The sequence below is a fragment of the Liquorilactobacillus satsumensis DSM 16230 = JCM 12392 genome (assembly GCF_001435195.1).
In the GTDB taxonomy this organism is placed as follows: domain Bacteria; phylum Bacillota; class Bacilli; order Lactobacillales; family Lactobacillaceae; genus Liquorilactobacillus; species Liquorilactobacillus satsumensis.
The window spans coordinates 146,860-162,729 of sequence record NZ_AZFQ01000034.1 but is presented as its reverse complement, the minus strand read 5'-3'; the positions used below and the strand labels follow the sequence as shown (position 1 = coordinate 162,729).

General features: G+C 42.0%; 15 protein-coding genes and 1 riboswitch. Of the genes, 13 read left to right on the top strand and 2 right to left on the bottom strand.

Annotated elements, in window-relative coordinates; translation table 11 throughout:
* The first annotated feature begins 379 nt into the window (after window positions 1-379).
* The 7 genes from FD50_RS04615 to FD50_RS04585 all read left to right on the top strand — a co-directional run bounded on the left by FD50_RS04615 (window position 380) and on the right by FD50_RS04585 (window position 7,833).
* Window positions 380-2,431 (top strand): methyl-accepting chemotaxis protein, encoded by a 2,052-nt coding sequence (locus tag FD50_RS04615; RefSeq protein WP_056960592.1) that lies wholly within the window; start codon window positions 380-382, stop codon window positions 2,429-2,431.
* 145 nt (window positions 2,432-2,576) lie between these two features.
* Window positions 2,577-2,654, top strand: a riboswitch (ZMP/ZTP riboswitch).
* A 61-nt stretch (window positions 2,655-2,715) separates the two neighbouring features.
* Window positions 2,716-3,072 (top strand): dihydroneopterin aldolase, encoded by a 357-nt coding sequence (gene folB / locus FD50_RS04610; protein ID WP_054756424.1) that lies wholly within the window; start codon window positions 2,716-2,718, stop codon window positions 3,070-3,072.
* Between the two features lies 1 nt (window position 3,073).
* Window positions 3,074-4,129 carry a GTP cyclohydrolase I FolE gene (folE, locus tag FD50_RS04605; RefSeq protein ID WP_056960591.1) on the top strand — a complete coding sequence of 352 codons (1,056 nt, stop codon included), beginning with the start codon at window positions 3,074-3,076 and terminating at the stop codon, window positions 4,127-4,129.
* 25 nt (window positions 4,130-4,154) lie between these two features.
* Window positions 4,155-5,468, top strand: coding sequence for a bifunctional folylpolyglutamate synthase/dihydrofolate synthase (locus FD50_RS04600; protein ID WP_056960590.1), 1,314 nt, complete (start codon window positions 4,155-4,157; stop codon window positions 5,466-5,468).
* A gap of 2 nt (window positions 5,469-5,470) precedes the next feature.
* Window positions 5,471-6,562: a dihydropteroate synthase gene (gene folP, locus FD50_RS04595; RefSeq protein ID WP_056960589.1), complete on the top strand. Its 1,092-nt coding sequence runs from the start codon at window positions 5,471-5,473 to the stop codon at window positions 6,560-6,562.
* Window positions 6,563-6,576: 14 nt separating this feature from the next.
* Window positions 6,577-7,128 carry an NUDIX domain-containing protein gene (locus FD50_RS04590; protein ID WP_054756426.1) on the top strand — a complete coding sequence of 184 codons (552 nt, stop codon included), beginning with the start codon at window positions 6,577-6,579 and terminating at the stop codon, window positions 7,126-7,128.
* Between the two features lie 186 nt (window positions 7,129-7,314).
* Window positions 7,315-7,833 (top strand): helix-turn-helix domain-containing protein, encoded by a 519-nt coding sequence (locus tag FD50_RS04585; protein ID WP_054756427.1) that lies wholly within the window; start codon window positions 7,315-7,317, stop codon window positions 7,831-7,833.
* Window positions 7,834-8,023: 190 nt separating this feature from the next.
* Here FD50_RS04585 and FD50_RS04580 read toward each other — a convergent pair whose 3' ends face one another.
* Together FD50_RS04580 and FD50_RS04575 are read right to left on the bottom strand one after the other, a co-directional pair.
* Window positions 8,024-8,659, bottom strand: a complete 636-nt coding sequence (locus tag FD50_RS04580) for a glutathione S-transferase N-terminal domain-containing protein (protein WP_056960588.1) — start codon at window positions 8,657-8,659, stop codon at window positions 8,024-8,026.
* A gap of 57 nt (window positions 8,660-8,716) precedes the next feature.
* Complete coding sequence (locus FD50_RS04575; protein WP_054756428.1) at window positions 8,717-9,004, bottom strand: ArsR/SmtB family transcription factor; 288 nt, start codon at window positions 9,002-9,004, stop codon at window positions 8,717-8,719.
* Window positions 9,005-9,356: 352 nt separating this feature from the next.
* Between FD50_RS04575 and FD50_RS04570 the strand changes: the two genes are divergently transcribed.
* From FD50_RS04570 to FD50_RS04545, 6 genes are all read left to right on the top strand, one after another.
* The gene (locus FD50_RS04570) at window positions 9,357-10,445 is read left to right on the top strand and encodes a flagellin N-terminal helical domain-containing protein (RefSeq protein WP_056960587.1); all 1,089 of its coding nucleotides are present in this window, start codon (window positions 9,357-9,359) and stop codon (window positions 10,443-10,445) included.
* Between the two features lie 106 nt (window positions 10,446-10,551).
* Window positions 10,552-10,977, top strand: a complete 426-nt coding sequence (locus tag FD50_RS04565) for a flagellar protein FlaG (RefSeq protein ID WP_054756430.1) — start codon at window positions 10,552-10,554, stop codon at window positions 10,975-10,977.
* A gap of 9 nt (window positions 10,978-10,986) precedes the next feature.
* On the top strand, window positions 10,987-12,396 hold the full coding sequence (gene fliD / locus FD50_RS04560) for a flagellar filament capping protein FliD (protein ID WP_056960585.1): 1,410 nt from the start codon (window positions 10,987-10,989) through the stop codon (window positions 12,394-12,396).
* A 34-nt stretch (window positions 12,397-12,430) separates the two neighbouring features.
* On the top strand, window positions 12,431-12,766 hold the full coding sequence (locus FD50_RS04555) for a DUF1643 domain-containing protein (protein ID WP_054756432.1): 336 nt from the start codon (window positions 12,431-12,433) through the stop codon (window positions 12,764-12,766).
* 13 nt (window positions 12,767-12,779) lie between these two features.
* Complete coding sequence (fliS, locus tag FD50_RS04550) at window positions 12,780-13,154, top strand: flagellar export chaperone FliS (protein ID WP_056960584.1); 375 nt, start codon at window positions 12,780-12,782, stop codon at window positions 13,152-13,154.
* Window positions 13,155-13,186: 32 nt separating this feature from the next.
* A complete protein-coding gene (locus FD50_RS04545; protein WP_056960579.1) occupies window positions 13,187-15,364 on the top strand; it encodes a glycosyltransferase in 2,178 nt (725 codons plus the stop codon).
* The last annotated feature ends 506 nt before the right edge of the window (window positions 15,365-15,870 follow it).

Here is a 15,870-nt window from a genome sequence, read left to right as displayed (position 1 = left end):
CAACTAAATGCATTTTGTTCTACCCTCATTCCTTTATTCAAGGCGCGTAAACGTGTGCGCCAAGTCAAAATTTGAATACTAACAACTTAGGTTCACACTTCCTTAGTTTTTTATATGCTGCGAATTTAACGGGCGCGAGCGCCGTTTTTTTAGTTTGCGTGCAGTTTAGGTTTAGACGGCTATGCCATCAAATTAGCTTTAAGGTTAACTATAAATAATAATTTTAGAGGTTAAGGATAACAAAAAATAAATAATAAGAATTAGTTTTTTTAGAGAAAAAAAGCAGCTGCCATTAAAAAAATGAGAGTTTGTTCCGATTTAATAATAATGTACGTTTCTATCAAGGAAATAACGGGATGAAAGGATTGTTTACCATATTATGAAAAATAAAGATAAAAGTATCGCGAAAGTGATTATAACTGGCTTGATCGCAATGGGGTTAATTCCAATTTTGATCATGCTGGCTAGTTCTTATCACAGTACAGAACAGTTATTACTGAAGCGGACGGCACAAAGCCGCAAAGCAGCTGTTGAGATGGTTCTCAAAAGCCGCGATTCGTTGAATGTCTCCGCTACAAAAGCATTGACGGGCCTGATTCAACAAGCCGTTTTTAAGAATGATTTTAACAAAGAAGAGATCAAGCAGACAATCTCTTCAGCAGAAATCGAGAACGATATTATGGCTGATACGGTTTTTGTAATGCCAAATGGACAGTCTGTGACAAATGATAAAGGTTCATTGGTCGCCAAAGATCCTAAAACACAAGCTTGGTATAAAGGAGCTCTCGCACACAAGGGGAGCGTCTATTGGACCAAACCGTTTTTCGATTCTAAGACTAACAGTTATGTCGTCTTTATTGCTGAAGCGTTCAGTAATTCGAAGGGGCAAACCGGAGTCTTGGCCTTTAATGTGTTGTATGATGATGTCCAAGCGCAACTGCAAAAAATGGCAATTGGACAAACAGGGAATGCAATGCTGGTTGGCAGTAATGGGGTTGTATTAGCCGCCAAAAATCAATCCTTAGTAAATACAAATATTAGCCAGTCAGAGTTATTCAAGCAGATTAAACAGAATAAGCAAAAAGCGGGCAATATCTTATTGAAGGGTAAATCTGCGGTTGAGACAGCTACCTATGATAATGGAGATGCAGACGTCAACAATGGAATTTTTGCTGTTGCCCAGCTTAAAGCAAATGAACTGACTCCCGAGCTACAATCGTTGGTAATTTCTTCGCTGATAATTTCTGCAGTTGTGTTAGTAATAGTGATTGCAGTAGCAGTCGTTGTTACTCAGGGCGTTAAGCGGATGATCGGGACTTTGATTGACTACTTTGGAAAAGCTGAGCAGGGCAACTTATTAAAGATTAACCCGCAGCAGTTGAAGAATAAGAATTGGTTTACTAAAAAGATCAATCAGTTCATTTGGCCTTTAGCGCATGGAAACGAGACGCAGCGTCTAGCTTTCAAGTATAACAATATGATTGCAGCAGTTGGTGTGCTGGTTCAAAAAGTCCAAAAGGAAAGTGACAAAGTCGCCAATGGCTCTGATACTTTATTGGATTTGTCTAAACAGACAGCCAAGGCAATGGAAGAAGTCGCACAAACAATTACGGGGATTGCGGAGGTTACTAGTTCACAGGCTCAGGAAACTGGTGAAAGTGTCAGTCAATTGCAAGAATTATCACAGATCATTGCAGACATGCATATGCGAATTGAACAATTAAACAAACAGGCTGAAAAAGCGGATGAATTGAATAATGAAAATATAGGAATTGCGGGCAGCGTTGGTGATGGCTGGAGTGAAGAGCTGGAAAAGATGGAAGGCACGCTCGAACAAGTCCAGACGATGGACCACAAGATTCAAAATATTACCAAGATTATCAGTGTGATCAATGAGATCTCACAGCGAACTAATTTGCTGGCGTTGAATGCCTCAATTGAAGCAGCTTCAGCGGGGGATGCTGGCAAAGGGTTTGCAGTTGTTGCAACCGAGATCCGTAAATTGTCGGATCAGAGCAAGTCATCGACTAAAGAGATTGAAGAAATTGTGTTGCAGATTCGCAAACAGTCTACCCAGATGGTCACCCAAACAAACGCTTCACTCAAAGATAGTCAACGCTTAACGGATATCTTGGCACGTGCAAGTGAATCAACACGTGAAGTCACAGATAGCACCAAGCAGATTACGGAAGGGATTCAAGTCATTCACGGTGCAAGTAAGAAGATTGAGGATGTCCAAGGCAAAATTTTGAAAAATATAGAAAATATTTCGGCTTCCACTGAGGAAAATGCAGCAGGTGCTGAAGAAGTTTCGGCAAATTCTGAAGAAGTGCTTGCAACAAGTGAAGAGTTTACAAATCATGTTGCGGACCTGAAGAACGTGGCTGGCGTCTTGAAAAAAGATGCGAATCGGTTTGATGTCAAGGACTAGGTGATTCAGTGCATCGTCCACAGCGATTGAATGTGAATAATAACAAGTTCAGTTACCCGCGTTACCTGACGCTAATCTATAGGGTTTTGTACACTTCAGATAAAATATTGACAATTAAATTGAACAATGCTAATTTGAAAGACAGCGAGAGTTGTATTACTGGCGGAAGTGGGTAAACCACACGGAGTATAACTCTATCACGTCGACCGCCTGGGCACTTCTGCTTTTATGCTGAAGTGCCCTTTTTGCTGTAACGAGATCGTGAATCAAGAAGGGGGAAGAACATGTATACAATTAGAATCAACCGCATGAGGTTTTACAGTCATATTGGTGTTTATCAAGCAGAAAAAAAATTGGGCCAAAAAATTGAGATCAATCTTGAGGTGAAATTAAACATCGATCCAGCAACTCTTGATGATCAAGTGGCAAAGACTGTTAATTATGCTGACTTTTATGCTACGATTGCACAAATTGTTAAAGACAGTCGAGTTGATTTAATCGAAACGTTAGCTTTGACAATTATCAAAGAAATTAAGAAAATTGAACGTACAAAAATTGCAACAGTCAAAGTTAGCGTAAAGAAGCTGGGTGTTCCAATTGATGGAATTTTAGATAATGTTGAAATAGAGATGGAGCAGTAAGATGGAAAGTATATATTTAAGTTTGGGCAGCAATCTGGGTGCACGACAGGAAAATATCGAAAAGGCCCTCACATATTTGGGCAATGATCACCAGATAATAATTGATCAAGTTTCTGATTATTATGAAACTTCTCCAGTTGGGGGAGTTGAACAAGGAATGTTTTTAAATGTGGCTGCTAAAATTTATACCACTTATCAGCCGGCAAAACTTTTGCAAATTATTCATCAGATTGAGGCTGCGCTACAACGAGTACGGAAGGTTCATTGGGGACCGCGGACATTAGATATTGACATTATTTTTTGGGGAACTGAACGGCTTAACAGTCAAGATTTGATTGTTCCGCACAAAGAAACTTTCAAACGTTTGTTTGTATTGCGGCCATTGCTGGATATTTATCCGCAAACTGAACCTTACTTTAAGCAGATCACAGAGAGCATTGCGGCTTTAGAACAAGCAGAACCGCAGCAAAAGGTTACCAAAGTACCTCAAAAAAAGGATAGTATGGCAGTAATTGAACAGGCTGTCACGGAGTTGTTGCAGGCAATCGGAGATGATCCGCAAAGGGCAGGGATTAAGGAGACTCCCCAACGTGTCGCTAAAATGTACCAAGAGATTTTCTCTTCGCAAAAGCAAAGTGAATTTCAAGATTACAAAATTTTTGCGACTCCTAAAAAAGACAACTCCCAAATGGTTCTTGTCAAAAATATCCCTTTTTATTCAATGTGTGAACATCATATGCTGCCCTTTTTTGGGCAAGCTCACGTTGCGTATATCCCAAGAAATGGGAAGATTATCGGATTGAGTAAAATTCCGCGGTTGGTGGATTTTGTAGCCCGCAAGTTAAGCCTGCAGGAAAAGATTACGAGTGATGTGGCGGAGACTTTAACGGACATTTTAGATCCGCTGGGAGTTGCGGTGGTGGTAGATGCCCGGCACATGTGCATTGAGATGCGGGGCGTCAAAAAAAGTAATTCGACGACACGGACTACCTATTTTACCGGTAATTTTGATACAGACAATCAATTACGTGCGGAATTCTTGCGTGTTTTGAATTAAAAAATGTTAGGAAGAGATCTAAAGGATGGCGAATGATACGACCAAAAAATTGCCTAGTTTTCTCTATGGACAAGGCGATCGGATTGCATTACTAAAACGGGTGCTGCACCAATTGGGACACCCTGATGAAAAGTTTAAGATCATTCATGTTTGCGGAACGAACGGCAAAGGTTCAACTAGTACCATGATTGCAGCATTACTGCAAAAGATGGGCGAGCGCACCGGTTTGTTTACCAGTCCATTCATTGATGAGGTGACTGAGAGTATTCGCATAGATGACACCATGATTTCTGCAGCCAGTTTTGCGGGTTACGTGAAAGTGATTACAGCCGTATTGGTGAAAATGGAACTTGATCCGGCTGCGCTTTCTGCTTTCGAGATGACTTTTGTGGTGGCAATGCTTTATTTTGCAGAGCACCGGGTTGCCTATGTAGTCTTGGAGTGCGGTCTGGGTGGTGAACTAGACGCGACAAATGCAGTCAAAACGACTGCTTATTCCATATTTACTAAAATTGGATTGGATCACACGCGAATTTTAGGGACGACAATTGCGGAAATTGCAGTAACCAAGTCTAAAATTATACGTGCGCATGCAGAAGTGATTATTGCACCTAAACAGCCGCCGCAAGTTTATACAATCTTAGCACAACAAGCTCGGCGCATGGCTGCACAGGTTCATCTGGCTGCCACAGTTGAACTGCGGGTGGTTGCAACAGCGCAAACCAAAACCTTCATGCAGCTGAAAACGGCGCATGCGGAATGTACTTTTGAATATTCCTTGCTGGGAACCTATCAACAAGAGAACTTGGCGACAGTCCTGCGGTGGCTGCAAGTCTTTTTAGCCAAAGAAAAACGTAACTTTAAGTTGGAGCAGCTAATTGCTAAAACAATGCCATCCCTCTCAATTCCAGGCAGATTCGAGAAAATTAAGACAGCACCATTAATTATCTTGGATGCAGCGCACAATCTTGATGGAATCAAAGCTTTCACAGCGACCGTGAATACGTTATATCCAGAAAAACCCAAAAAAATCGTTGTTGGCTTCTTGAAAGATAAAGATTATGGACATTGTGTTGCCAAGTTGCTTGAAATCAAAAACGCCAGCTTTTATCTGACTGAACCAGAGCACCCCACGCGCAAGCTTGCAGCAGTTGAGCTGCAGCAGGTTTTTGATAAAATCAGTCGAATGCATGCTCCAGCCTTTACTGCCGCACGCCAGGCATTTAACCAAGCGGTGGCAGCAGCTAAGGAGGAAGACGGACTTATACTGGTAGTTGGTTCATTTTACTTGTTAAAAGCAGTGCGCAAGTTAATTGTGCCCAAAAATAAGGAGGGGTAATATTGATTATTCAAGCAGCCAGCTGCAAATGTAAAAGTCGCTTTTTTGACCAGTTGACAGTGGAATTTAGCGGTTCACAGGCTGAGATTACAAAGCTGTTGGGTTTGTTAAAGCAGCAAAATGTGTGTTTTTCGAGGGCAGGTAAAAAAGTTACCGCAGAATTGGCAACTGCGAGCTTGAAAAGACTGCTTGCATGCTGGAAAACAGTCTTTGGTACGCCAAGTGAAGACCTTGAAAAAATATTGCAGGACAGCCGGGTATTTTTTAAAGGACGCGATTTTTCATTTGATGTAACCACGGATCCTTTAATCTACTCGATTTTGAATATTACACCGGATTCCTTTTATGATGGAGGGGTTAACGCGGATCTTAAGACGGTTTTGCAGCGGGTAGAGCAGGAAATCAGTGCAGGAGCTGCGATTTTTGAACTTGGCGGTAAGTCCTCCAAGCCGAACTTTACTGAAATCAGCGCGGCAGAAGAATGGGCACGTATTGCTCCCTACATTAAAGAACTCAAGAAGAACTTTCCAGGAATTATCTTGGCGGTCGATTCCAATACTGATAGTGTAGTTGCACGTGCTTTAGCTGCTGGCGTGCAGATTATAAATGACATTGACGGTTTTCAATCAAAAAAGAAGTTGGAATTGGTACGTGAATACACTCCAGCAGTAGTTACAATGTTCAACGGACGCAATCAGGCGGAACAAAAGCCGACTTTTTCGACTGATCTAAAAGACTATTTCAGTAACTCCATTAAGAAGTTGCAAGCCCACGGGCTCAGTGCGGCAAATATTGTCATTGATCCCGGCGTTGGCTTTTCCAATACAAAGGTATTAGAGTTTGACCTGTTGAAAATTAGATCAGTTAATTTATTAGCGGAATTGAATACACCAATCATGATTGCTGTTTCACGTAAGAGTTTTATCAGTAAGCTACTCGCGGTGGAACCGGCAGAGCGTTTGTTGCCGACTTTATTGTTTGAAAATGAGATGCTGCAACAAGGTGGGCGAATTCTGCGGGTGCATGATGTTAAAGAAACTCAGCAGATGATTAAGGTTTATCAGCTCTGCCGCCAAACACTGGAAGTCAAGTAAGGAGGAGATGCGAAGTGGATTCCAAAAAAGAAGTTTTGGACGCAATTTTACGGTTGCGACAACAAAATAGACCTTGGTTAAATGCAGAAAAATTATCACAAATTGAACAAAAAGTTACAGCAGTTCCAAGTGCAACCTTAACGGACCGCAAAAGTGCGCTACATTTATCTGCCAGCGCAGTTGTTTTTAACCATGATAAATGTTTTTTCATCAAGCATCCATATCTGCAGCAAATCTTGTTACCCGCGGGACATGTTGAAAGCGGTGAAAGTACGCTGGAGTGCGCTTTGCGGGAATTTCACGAAGAAACCGGTCGCAGAGCACAGGCGACAGCAAGTACACCTGCTGAACTGCTTGATCTTAACTTGATTTATATTCCTAGCAATCCTGTAAAACATGAGGTCAGTCATTTTCATGTTGATGTGCGGTATCGCCTTTTTCTAGCTTCCAAGCAACCGCAGCCACCAATTGCAGAGCTGCCGGTTTATCTATTGGGAAAAGAGCAGGCGACAGCTGAATTCAAAGGTTACTATGAGCTTTTACATAAAAAAGAAAGCGGCACTTAAACTTCCAAGAACCATGGTTACAACTGAATTTAAGCCCTCCAAACCAAGTACTGATTGATACATACTTGGAGGTTATTGATTACTAAATGTCTAACTGAATCTTTCGAATTGCAACTAAGAGAGTGTGACATAAGTGAAGTGCCTTACAAAACTTGGACATGTAAATCAAGTTTTGGAGGTGCTTTTTTGACACGTAATTATACCTACAGCTTTAAGCTGAAAGTCGTTAAAGAATATTTAAATGGTGAAAATTCATTGCACACACTGTGTTTGAAGTATAAGGTGCCGAGTGATACACTGTTAGTAATTTGGGTGTCGCGTTATAAAGCTTTTGGCCCCACCGGACTTAAACAGTTTAAATGTCGTCGCTATTCTAATGATTTCAAGTTAGCGGTTATTACCTACTACTTGAACCACGCTACCAGTATTCAAAAAACAGCCATCCACTTTGATATCAGCCACACAGTCGTTTATAATTGGCTTAAATTAATGCGACAATTTGGAATTAAAGCCATAATTTTATCTAAGATAGGACGACCCAAGATGGTTAAGAAAAAGAAAGAAACATCCAAGAGAAATACTGAACAACAGCTAATTAAGCGGCAACAAAAACAAATCAAACATTTAGAACAGGAACTTTCCTATACTAAAATTGAGAATGTTTATCTAAAAAAATTGGATGCCGCAATTCGAAACAAGAAATAAACTTAAAAGTCAAAATAATTAATAAATTACGGCGTGATTACCCCTCTTTTATTCCGGATAAATGTGTTCCATAAGTCAAAATTTGAGTGCTAACTCCCAATTACTCATAGCAAAGTACTCGCTATGTTCGTAATTTCGAGTTAGCACTCAAATTTTCCCGACTTATGTCACACTCTCTTATTAAAGTTGGTCAGGATTTTGCTTGTAATGAGTGCGGTCGGCCTTCTTGTTTTAAAACCCGCTGAATGGCAGGACGTTCACGCAGATGCGCATCAAAGGCTTGGAGATTTTTAAGCTCACCAAAGGGATAGCCTAATCTTTTAAACCAGTTGGTCATTACAAATAGGTATGCATCTGGAGCAGTGAAATGCTGATTGCTTAAATAATTCTGCTGCTCAAGCGCATGCTCAACAAACTTAAGGCGTGGGAGCACCCGCTGATAGACAAGCTGCTGTGAAGCTTGGGTATTCGGCAACCAATTTCCGGGTCTAACTGGTGAAATGAAATTCTTGTGTAGTTCAGTAGCGATATAATTTAACCACATCCGCTGGTCCCAGTAAGCCGAGCTGGCATAAGGTGCTAGCAACCCTTGAGTGTCTGCTGTATTTGCAATATATTCAAGTATGACAGCACACTCAGTCAGCAGCGTACCGTTTTCGGTTTGCAGTGCTGGGACGTAGGATTTAGCATTGATGAGCACATAATCTCCATGGCTCCAAGTTTTAGTATCAAGATTAACCTTTTCTAGCGAATAGGGCAGACCACTTTCTTCAAGCAAGATGTGCGCTGCCAGTGAGCTGGCGCCTGCAGCATAAAATAATTTCATCGTAAAACTCCTCTTTATTTCTATATTTATCGAAATAGCAAAGCAAAGAAAAAGGATTCATAATGAATCCAGCAGTCCTGGAAGATAATTCCGAAAGGTTTCAGTATTCAAGGACAGGTACTTGGTCTGGGCCTGCTGCCGGGTTTGGGTCAGTCCAGCTTGCCGCAGTGCTTTAAAGTGATAAGAAACCGTTGACGGTGCAATTTGCAGCAGACGACTAACCTCACTGCAGGTGAGTTCACGGGAACTGTCTCTTAAGATTTTAATGATCCTGATACGGTTAGGCTCGCTCAGTGCATTAAATAAAGCGGCCATTTTTTCTTCTTTGCTTATTTCGATATTCATAAAAATATAGTACCTCTATTCTACTTTGATTGCAATTAAAAATTTTAACTTTCAGGTGCCCCGTTTTTAGAAAATGCGGGTGCCACAGTGACCTACTTTGTTGACTTCATTTTTCTAGAATTAGAGAGCGCAGTCAAAACCTTGCGCTGAACTCAAATTGCTTATGCAGAGATGCGTTGTTTGTAATTTTGTGTCCGCCTCCCAAACTGATTGTCTGTTAGCACACACTTAATTTTTATTTTAATTCTTTTTCAAGAAACTATTAAACATCTAAGTCCGCGACCGATAAAGATAACATAGGGGATAACCCCGAAGAATAAAAATGAAGCTAACTTAAATGGAGGAATCAGATATGAGAATTAACACAAACGTTTCTGCAATGAACACTCTGCGCAGTTTAACAACAGCAACTAACGCTAAGAGCGATTCTTTAGCTAAGTTATCATCCGGTTCACGGATCAACAAGGCCGGCGACGATGCTGCCGGACTTGCAATTTCAGAAAAAATGAAGAACCAGATCAGTGGTTTAGGTCAAGCAACCCGTAACGCTCAAGACGGGGTTTCCTTGATTCAAACAGCTGAAGGTGCCTTGAACGAAACTCACAGCATTCTTAACCGGATGCGTGACCTTTCTGTTCAAAGTGCTAACGGCACTCTTTCAGATGATGATCGTGGTGCAATCCAAAAGGAATTTTCTGCTTTACAGACAGAAGTTACCCGGATTAGTACAGATACTCAATTCAATACAAAGAGTCTTTTAACGGGGAATGGTACTACAACTGGTAGTTCAACATTCACCTTCCAAATTGGTGCCAATGCAGGCCAAACTATGAGTGTCACAATTGGTAACATGGGGGCAGATGCTCTAGGTGTTGGTACAAGTGCAGTTTCATTGACAGCTTCGATCGATGCAACAGCTGCATCAGCTTTGACTTCTGCAGGAGCTGCATTAACAGCTGTTTTAGGATCTTCGACTTTTACTTCATCAACTGCATTAACAGATGGTGATATTACAAACTTGGGGGCTCTTGGCATTGATACTTCTAGTCTTTCTACAGCTTCTAAATGGAGTGATGTTGGAGATACGAGTTCGCTAAATGCTTTAGCTAAAGATGCAGCAGCTATCAGTACTACTGATTCAGCATCTATTAGCAAATTTAATGCAGATAAAGCGGTGGTTAACATTGATTCTGCCATCAAAAAAGTTTCTGACCAGCGTGCCCAATTAGGTGCTGCGCAAAATCGTTTGACCCATACCGTAAACAACTTGGGGACCACAGAAGAGAATCTTTCCGAAGCTAACTCACGAATTCGTGACGTTGATATGGCACAAGAAATGACGAACTTTACCAAGTCTAACATCTTGACTCAGGCTGCCACTTCAATGCTGGCACAAGCTAACTCAATGCCTAACTCAGTTTTGAGCTTATTGCAAGGTTAATTACTCACATAACTTATTTATCAATTTTTTGCGAAAGTCGATTGCCCACTGGGGACAGTCGGCTTTTGCACCATACATAATTTAATTCAATGGAAGAAGGGTTGAAATGGAGCTTAATAACATTCCACCAGTCGACAGTATTCAGAAGATACAGCCGCTGGATGCGCAATTACAGGCAGATATCGGAGACTTTGACTTTGCCAGTCTAGCAAAAGATTTGCTGGCAGATCAGGGAAAAGAACAGCCAATTCAAAATAAAGCAGTTAAAGTAACTAGCAAACAGGCAAAAACAGAAAATGTTGAATTGAGTGAGGATGATTTACAAACGGCAGTTTCTAAGATGAATACACGACTGCTCGGACGCGACACTAAGCTGGCTTTTAAAATTCACAAGCGTACGGGGCGAACCTATGTGGAACTGGTTGACATGCGGACAGAAAAAGTGCTCCAAGAGATTCCTTCTTCCAAGATGCTAGATGTCATTGGTAAGATCTGGGATCAGATGGGGATTGCAATTGACAGGAAGGGATAGTGAACAGAAATGGCAAGTATTACAACTGACGGTATGAGCTCAACTTTAGGGCAATACTCTGGAATTACCGCTTCTGATATTGAACAACTGCTTGAAGCTGATTCTGCAGGGAAGACCAAAGCACAAACACAGATTACGACATTGACAAGTCAAAAGACTGCTTGGAGTGACGTTAAGACACGTTTAACGAATTTTTTAACTAAGGTCCAAGCATTAGAGTCAGATGACACCTTTAAAACTAAAAATGCAACCTCATCTAATAGCCAGATTGCAAGCATCACCGGGACAACGGCAGCTGCAGAGGGTACTTATGATCTAAAGGTTGATCAGCTTGCGAGCGCAACCAAAATTGTAGGTGCGCAAAACACTGAGGGTACAAAAACGGCGCTGGGAATTACGGGTACAGTAACCTTAAACAGTGCACAGACAAATGATGATGGCAGCAATAAGACCTTTGACCTTACGATTGAGAGCACAGATACACTAACCAATGTTGTAGATAAGGTTAACAAGCAGACAACTAATTCGCATATCAAAGCCAGCATCGTGGACAACAGACTGGTACTAACTAATACTGACATGGGCGCAAAGAGTATCAGTGTCAGCGGAACTGCAGCAGATGCGTTAGGTCTTGGTTCAAGTGCTACGACAACTACAGGGAAAAGTGCCCTCTTTGAACTCGACGGCTTGCAAATTGAACGCAATAGCAATTCTGTTAGTGATGCAATTGATGGTGTGACATTCACTCTTGGACAAGTCAGCGATACCCATGTGACACTGTCACTACAGAATAACACATCAAAAGCGGTCTCAGCAGTCAATGACTTGGTCAGTCAGTATAACAGCATGATGAGCTTGATCAGTGATGATCTGGATGTGGGCGATCCCAGCAGCTCAGATAACGTGACCGGTAAATTGGTAGGGGACGGTGAGTTGATGCGTCTGCAGTCTTCACTGCGCAGCTTGATTACCACTCCAACCGTCAGCGGCACAACCTTGAATCCAGCTTCTGTCGGGATTTCTTCTGTTGATCGGGATGGAACACTTGGTTTAGATCAAGATAAGTTAGAATCTGCACTTGCAGCTGATCCAGATGCTGTTAAGAATTTTTTCTATAATGCTACTAAGAGTGTGACCGGTACGGTGACCTCTGCAACGGGGTATGCAGCTGGACTTGATAGTTTGGCTAATAAATATCTGACAGATACGTCTACTAATAAAGGTGTGATTGCCAGCAAGACTGCGGGTTTTGATGCAAGCATTAAAGATCTTAACAGTCAGATTGATGACTTCAATACAATGCTGACCGCTAAGAAGGCCTATTATGTCGACATGTTCACCCGTTTGGATCAAGCAATCATGGAATCACAGTCACAGTTGAGCTACTTCACAAGTGCAAGCTCGACATCTTCCAGCTAGAATTCCAGTGAGCTAGGGAAAGGAAGCTAAGCTAATGGAACAAGAAGCAGGACATCTTAAAACACTGCAGAATTTACTACTACTTTTGCAGTCATGGGATGGCAAGAGTCTTAATCAGGCAGAAGAAATTTTGCAACAAGCCAAAGAACTAATTGCTTTGAACACCGGTGTTTCGGTGGCAGAAAATGATACCAAAGTGCAGCAGGTTACACAACAAATCGTTGCTGCATATGGTAAATTGACTACCCAGTTGCAGCAGCAAAAAAAAGCTGTGATGCAGCAAATTCAAAAAATGGAACGACCAGCCAGCACAGTGAGCGCTTATCTGCAGCAGGATAAAAGCGCCGCACTAATCGATGTTGATTTTTAAAGGAGATTTAAAGATGGGTTATCAAGAAGTTAGCAATAGTTATTTGAAAAATCAGGTAATGAGTGCTTCACCGCATAAATTGATTGTCTTGTTATATGAAGGGGCGATTAAGAATTTGAAAAGAGCAGAACTGTCCCTGACGAACCAAAATGCATTGCAGGCACATCAACAGTTGGTCAAGGCACAGGATATTATTAGTGAATTGAGAAGTGCGCTCAATGAAAAAATAGACAGCAAATTACCGCAAGAATTAGGACAACTCTATGATTTTATGGAGCGGCAATTGGTCCGTGCTAATGTGAACAAGGACAAGGACTTGATCGCACCGGTAATCAAGATGCTAGAAGAGCTGCTGGATGCTTGGCGGCAAATTAAAGTCAACGATTAATTAAAATCATGAATGAAAAAGGAGCAGTATAAATGGCAGTTCAGGATAGATACCGCGCACAAAATTGTGTGCTGACAATCTCATTACTTGTGTCCAACAATCTTAAGACTATCCGCAAGTGCCTTGAGTCAATCAAACCGCTGTTACAGCAGGTACCAAGCCAATTGGTGGCTGTTGATACGATAGGATCTGCGCAAAGCGACGGTTCACTTGCAGTTGCGCGAGAATACACGGATGAAATTATTCATTTTGACTGGTGCAATGACTTTGCCGCAGCACGCAACACGGGCTTAAAAGCCGCCCGGGGCGAATGGTTTCTATTTTTGGATGATGATGAGTGGTTCGACGATGTCAGCGAATTAGTGACCTTTTTCAATGATTCGCAAGCCCGCCAAAAGTATCGAACACTTTCATATTTGAAACGCGATTATCTGGACCTTGCAGGCAGGCATTTCCAAGAAAACGCCCAAATGCGTTGTGTCAGATTAACTCCTCAAACCAGCTTTCACAGCCGAGTGCATGAAGGGCTGGAACCACTGCATTTGCCATTGAAGGAAACCAAGGCCTTTGTACATCATTATGGGTATGTTGGCGGACGTGGAAAAAAGAAAGTGGCACGTAATGAACAATTATTAGAAGCAGGTTTAAAGACTGATCCGCAAGACTTTCATCTTTGGGCGCAATTGGTGGCTGGAATTGGACGGTCAACGGCGACAGACCGAAAAATGGTCAAACAAAAAGCACGCGCTGGGTTGAACAACTTTTTAGCCACGGACACTCCGCGATATGATGACTATCGAAATGCTTTTACCTTGGTAGGTTATCTTATGAGTACGGCGCTGTTGGATGAAAAGTGGACAGAAATTTTGCAGTTGCAGGCTGAATTTTTACCAAAGTTCACACTTACACAGTACGAAGCGTGCATTTTGGATGCGATGCTGTTTCAAGCACACCAAAAGTTGAAACAGCCTAACAAGGCCCAAACTTGTTTAGACGATTATTTGCTGAAATATGCTTGGCTACAAGCCCACCAGCAAGAATACAGCATGCAGCAGTCATTTTACTTCAAGACTTTAGTATCAGTGACGAACGAGGTTGGAATGCTGCGAGCATTGTTTGCAGAAGCACTCAAGGATCAGAATTATCAGCGAATCTTACACTATCTTGAGCTGATTCCGTGGGCTGAAGATGCTGGGGTAAAGCAGCAATTGTTACCATTTGTACTGCGTGCGCTTTATTTTGAGGAAAATTCACATGCTTTGCAGCAACTGCTGGGGCTGCTCCAAAATGCGGCGGGCAAGTTGCCAGTTATTTTTGGGAAAACTGTTTCTGAATTAAAGCAGCAAGATGATATCGAAGACACTAAGTTGACGCAACTGTTAGCCCGAACTGAAAGCAAGGATCCATACATTTTGGTGCAGCGTGCACTTGCCGCTCAAGGTTCTTTAGCATTTACGCAGCGTCTCAAAGATCTGCGGAAGCAAAAAGTAACCTGTGAAGTGCCGTATGAGGAATTCTTCTGGTTATTGTGCGCTAATGGAATTGACCCGGATTTTGCGGTTGCACCGCTTAATCAGGATGTGTGGGTGCTGACGGTTGCAAGTCTTGTAGGAAAATATGCTACACAAAAGGACGAATTACCCGCAGTGATTACACAAATTGAAAATGTTTGGCAGGACACTTCCCGAAAAGAATTGCTACTTGCAAGTTTGCGGCGCAGTTACATTTATCGCGAAGATACACTTTTGAGTGAATTGCTGCCGCAGTTACGGCCGTACGCGCAAAATATTTTGCATTACGCGCAAGCGCTCTACTTGCCAGAGTTGTTTGCCGGAGAACCTTCACGCTTGTTACCAGGTGAAGTGCGCTTTGGAGTTTATCTAGAACGTGCCTTGGGTGAACGGGATGCAGGCAATCTGGATCTTTATTTTGCGAATTTACGCTGGGGACTGGACTGCTACGAAGCAGCCAAAAAGTTAGTTGAACGGCTGCTAAAAGAGTATGAAGGACAGCAAGTTGAACAACAGCAGGTAAATGCGGAACTTTTACGTTTGGGCAATCAGGTTAAAGCCCAGATTCTGGAGCTGTTGAAAAACAGGCAGACGGCACAAGCACGACCCTTACTTGCTGAGCTGCAGGAACTTTTGCCTCAAGACGAAAATGTGCAGCAGTTACAAGCACTTTGCCAAGCAATTGAAGCACAAGCTTAACCATTGAACTTGAAACTGTGATTGATCATGTAAGTTAAAACTATTTAGGCCCTGTAGGTTTCCTCATTTAATGAGTGACGCTTATGGGGATTTTTTGCGATTTAGAAAGGATTGAAAGTTAGTTTGATTCAGACTGAGAAAACTTTACAATTTGGTTCTGGGTTAAACAAAAAAGATTTAGTTCAAAGAGCTGAGGTTACGCAGTTCTTTGAGCTAAATCTAAGGTTAGGTGACTTATAATTTGTGAATTATTGCGTGAACATTTTAAAAGGTTGTTTTTGAGGGATACATGTAGCAACTTATTACTAGTCCATGGTGGCTGAACGCAGGGTGTCGGCACTTCTTCATAACGTGCTTCAAAAGGCAGGTTTTTGTGTTTAGCATGGATCACACCGGTAACAAGTGCAGTTACCACTGTGATCCGACGCTAAGCCTCAAAACCTAGCGCCTTTTTACGCACTTCTATTAACGTGCTCCACCCCGCAACCTCCTGTTCCTAAGCCTAC

What these genes read in the sequence shown, in the direction of transcription:
- FD50_RS04615 (WP_056960592.1), top strand. Translation starts at nt 380, where the DNA reads ATGAAAAATAAAGATAAAAGTATCGCGAAAGTGATTATAACTGGCTTG.
- FD50_RS04570 (WP_056960587.1), top strand. Translation starts at nt 9,357, where the DNA reads ATGAGAATTAACACAAACGTTTCTGCAATGAACACTCTGCGCAGTTTA.
- FD50_RS04575 (WP_054756428.1), bottom strand. Translation starts at nt 9,004, where the DNA reads ATGAATATCGAAATAAGCAAAGAAGAAAAAATGGCCGCTTTATTTAAT.
- FD50_RS04580 (WP_056960588.1), bottom strand. Translation starts at nt 8,659, where the DNA reads ATGAAATTATTTTATGCTGCAGGCGCCAGCTCACTGGCAGCGCACATC.
- fliS (WP_056960584.1), top strand. Translation starts at nt 12,780, where the DNA reads ATGGGTTATCAAGAAGTTAGCAATAGTTATTTGAAAAATCAGGTAATG.
- folB (WP_054756424.1), top strand. Translation starts at nt 2,716, where the DNA reads ATGTATACAATTAGAATCAACCGCATGAGGTTTTACAGTCATATTGGT.
- FD50_RS04600 (WP_056960590.1), top strand. Translation starts at nt 4,155, where the DNA reads ATGGCGAATGATACGACCAAAAAATTGCCTAGTTTTCTCTATGGACAA.
- FD50_RS04555 (WP_054756432.1), top strand. Translation starts at nt 12,431, where the DNA reads ATGGAACAAGAAGCAGGACATCTTAAAACACTGCAGAATTTACTACTA.
- FD50_RS04545 (WP_056960579.1), top strand. Translation starts at nt 13,187, where the DNA reads ATGGCAGTTCAGGATAGATACCGCGCACAAAATTGTGTGCTGACAATC.
- folE (WP_056960591.1), top strand. Translation starts at nt 3,074, where the DNA reads ATGGAAAGTATATATTTAAGTTTGGGCAGCAATCTGGGTGCACGACAG.
- fliD (WP_056960585.1), top strand. Translation starts at nt 10,987, where the DNA reads ATGGCAAGTATTACAACTGACGGTATGAGCTCAACTTTAGGGCAATAC.
- FD50_RS04565 (WP_054756430.1), top strand. Translation starts at nt 10,552, where the DNA reads ATGGAGCTTAATAACATTCCACCAGTCGACAGTATTCAGAAGATACAG.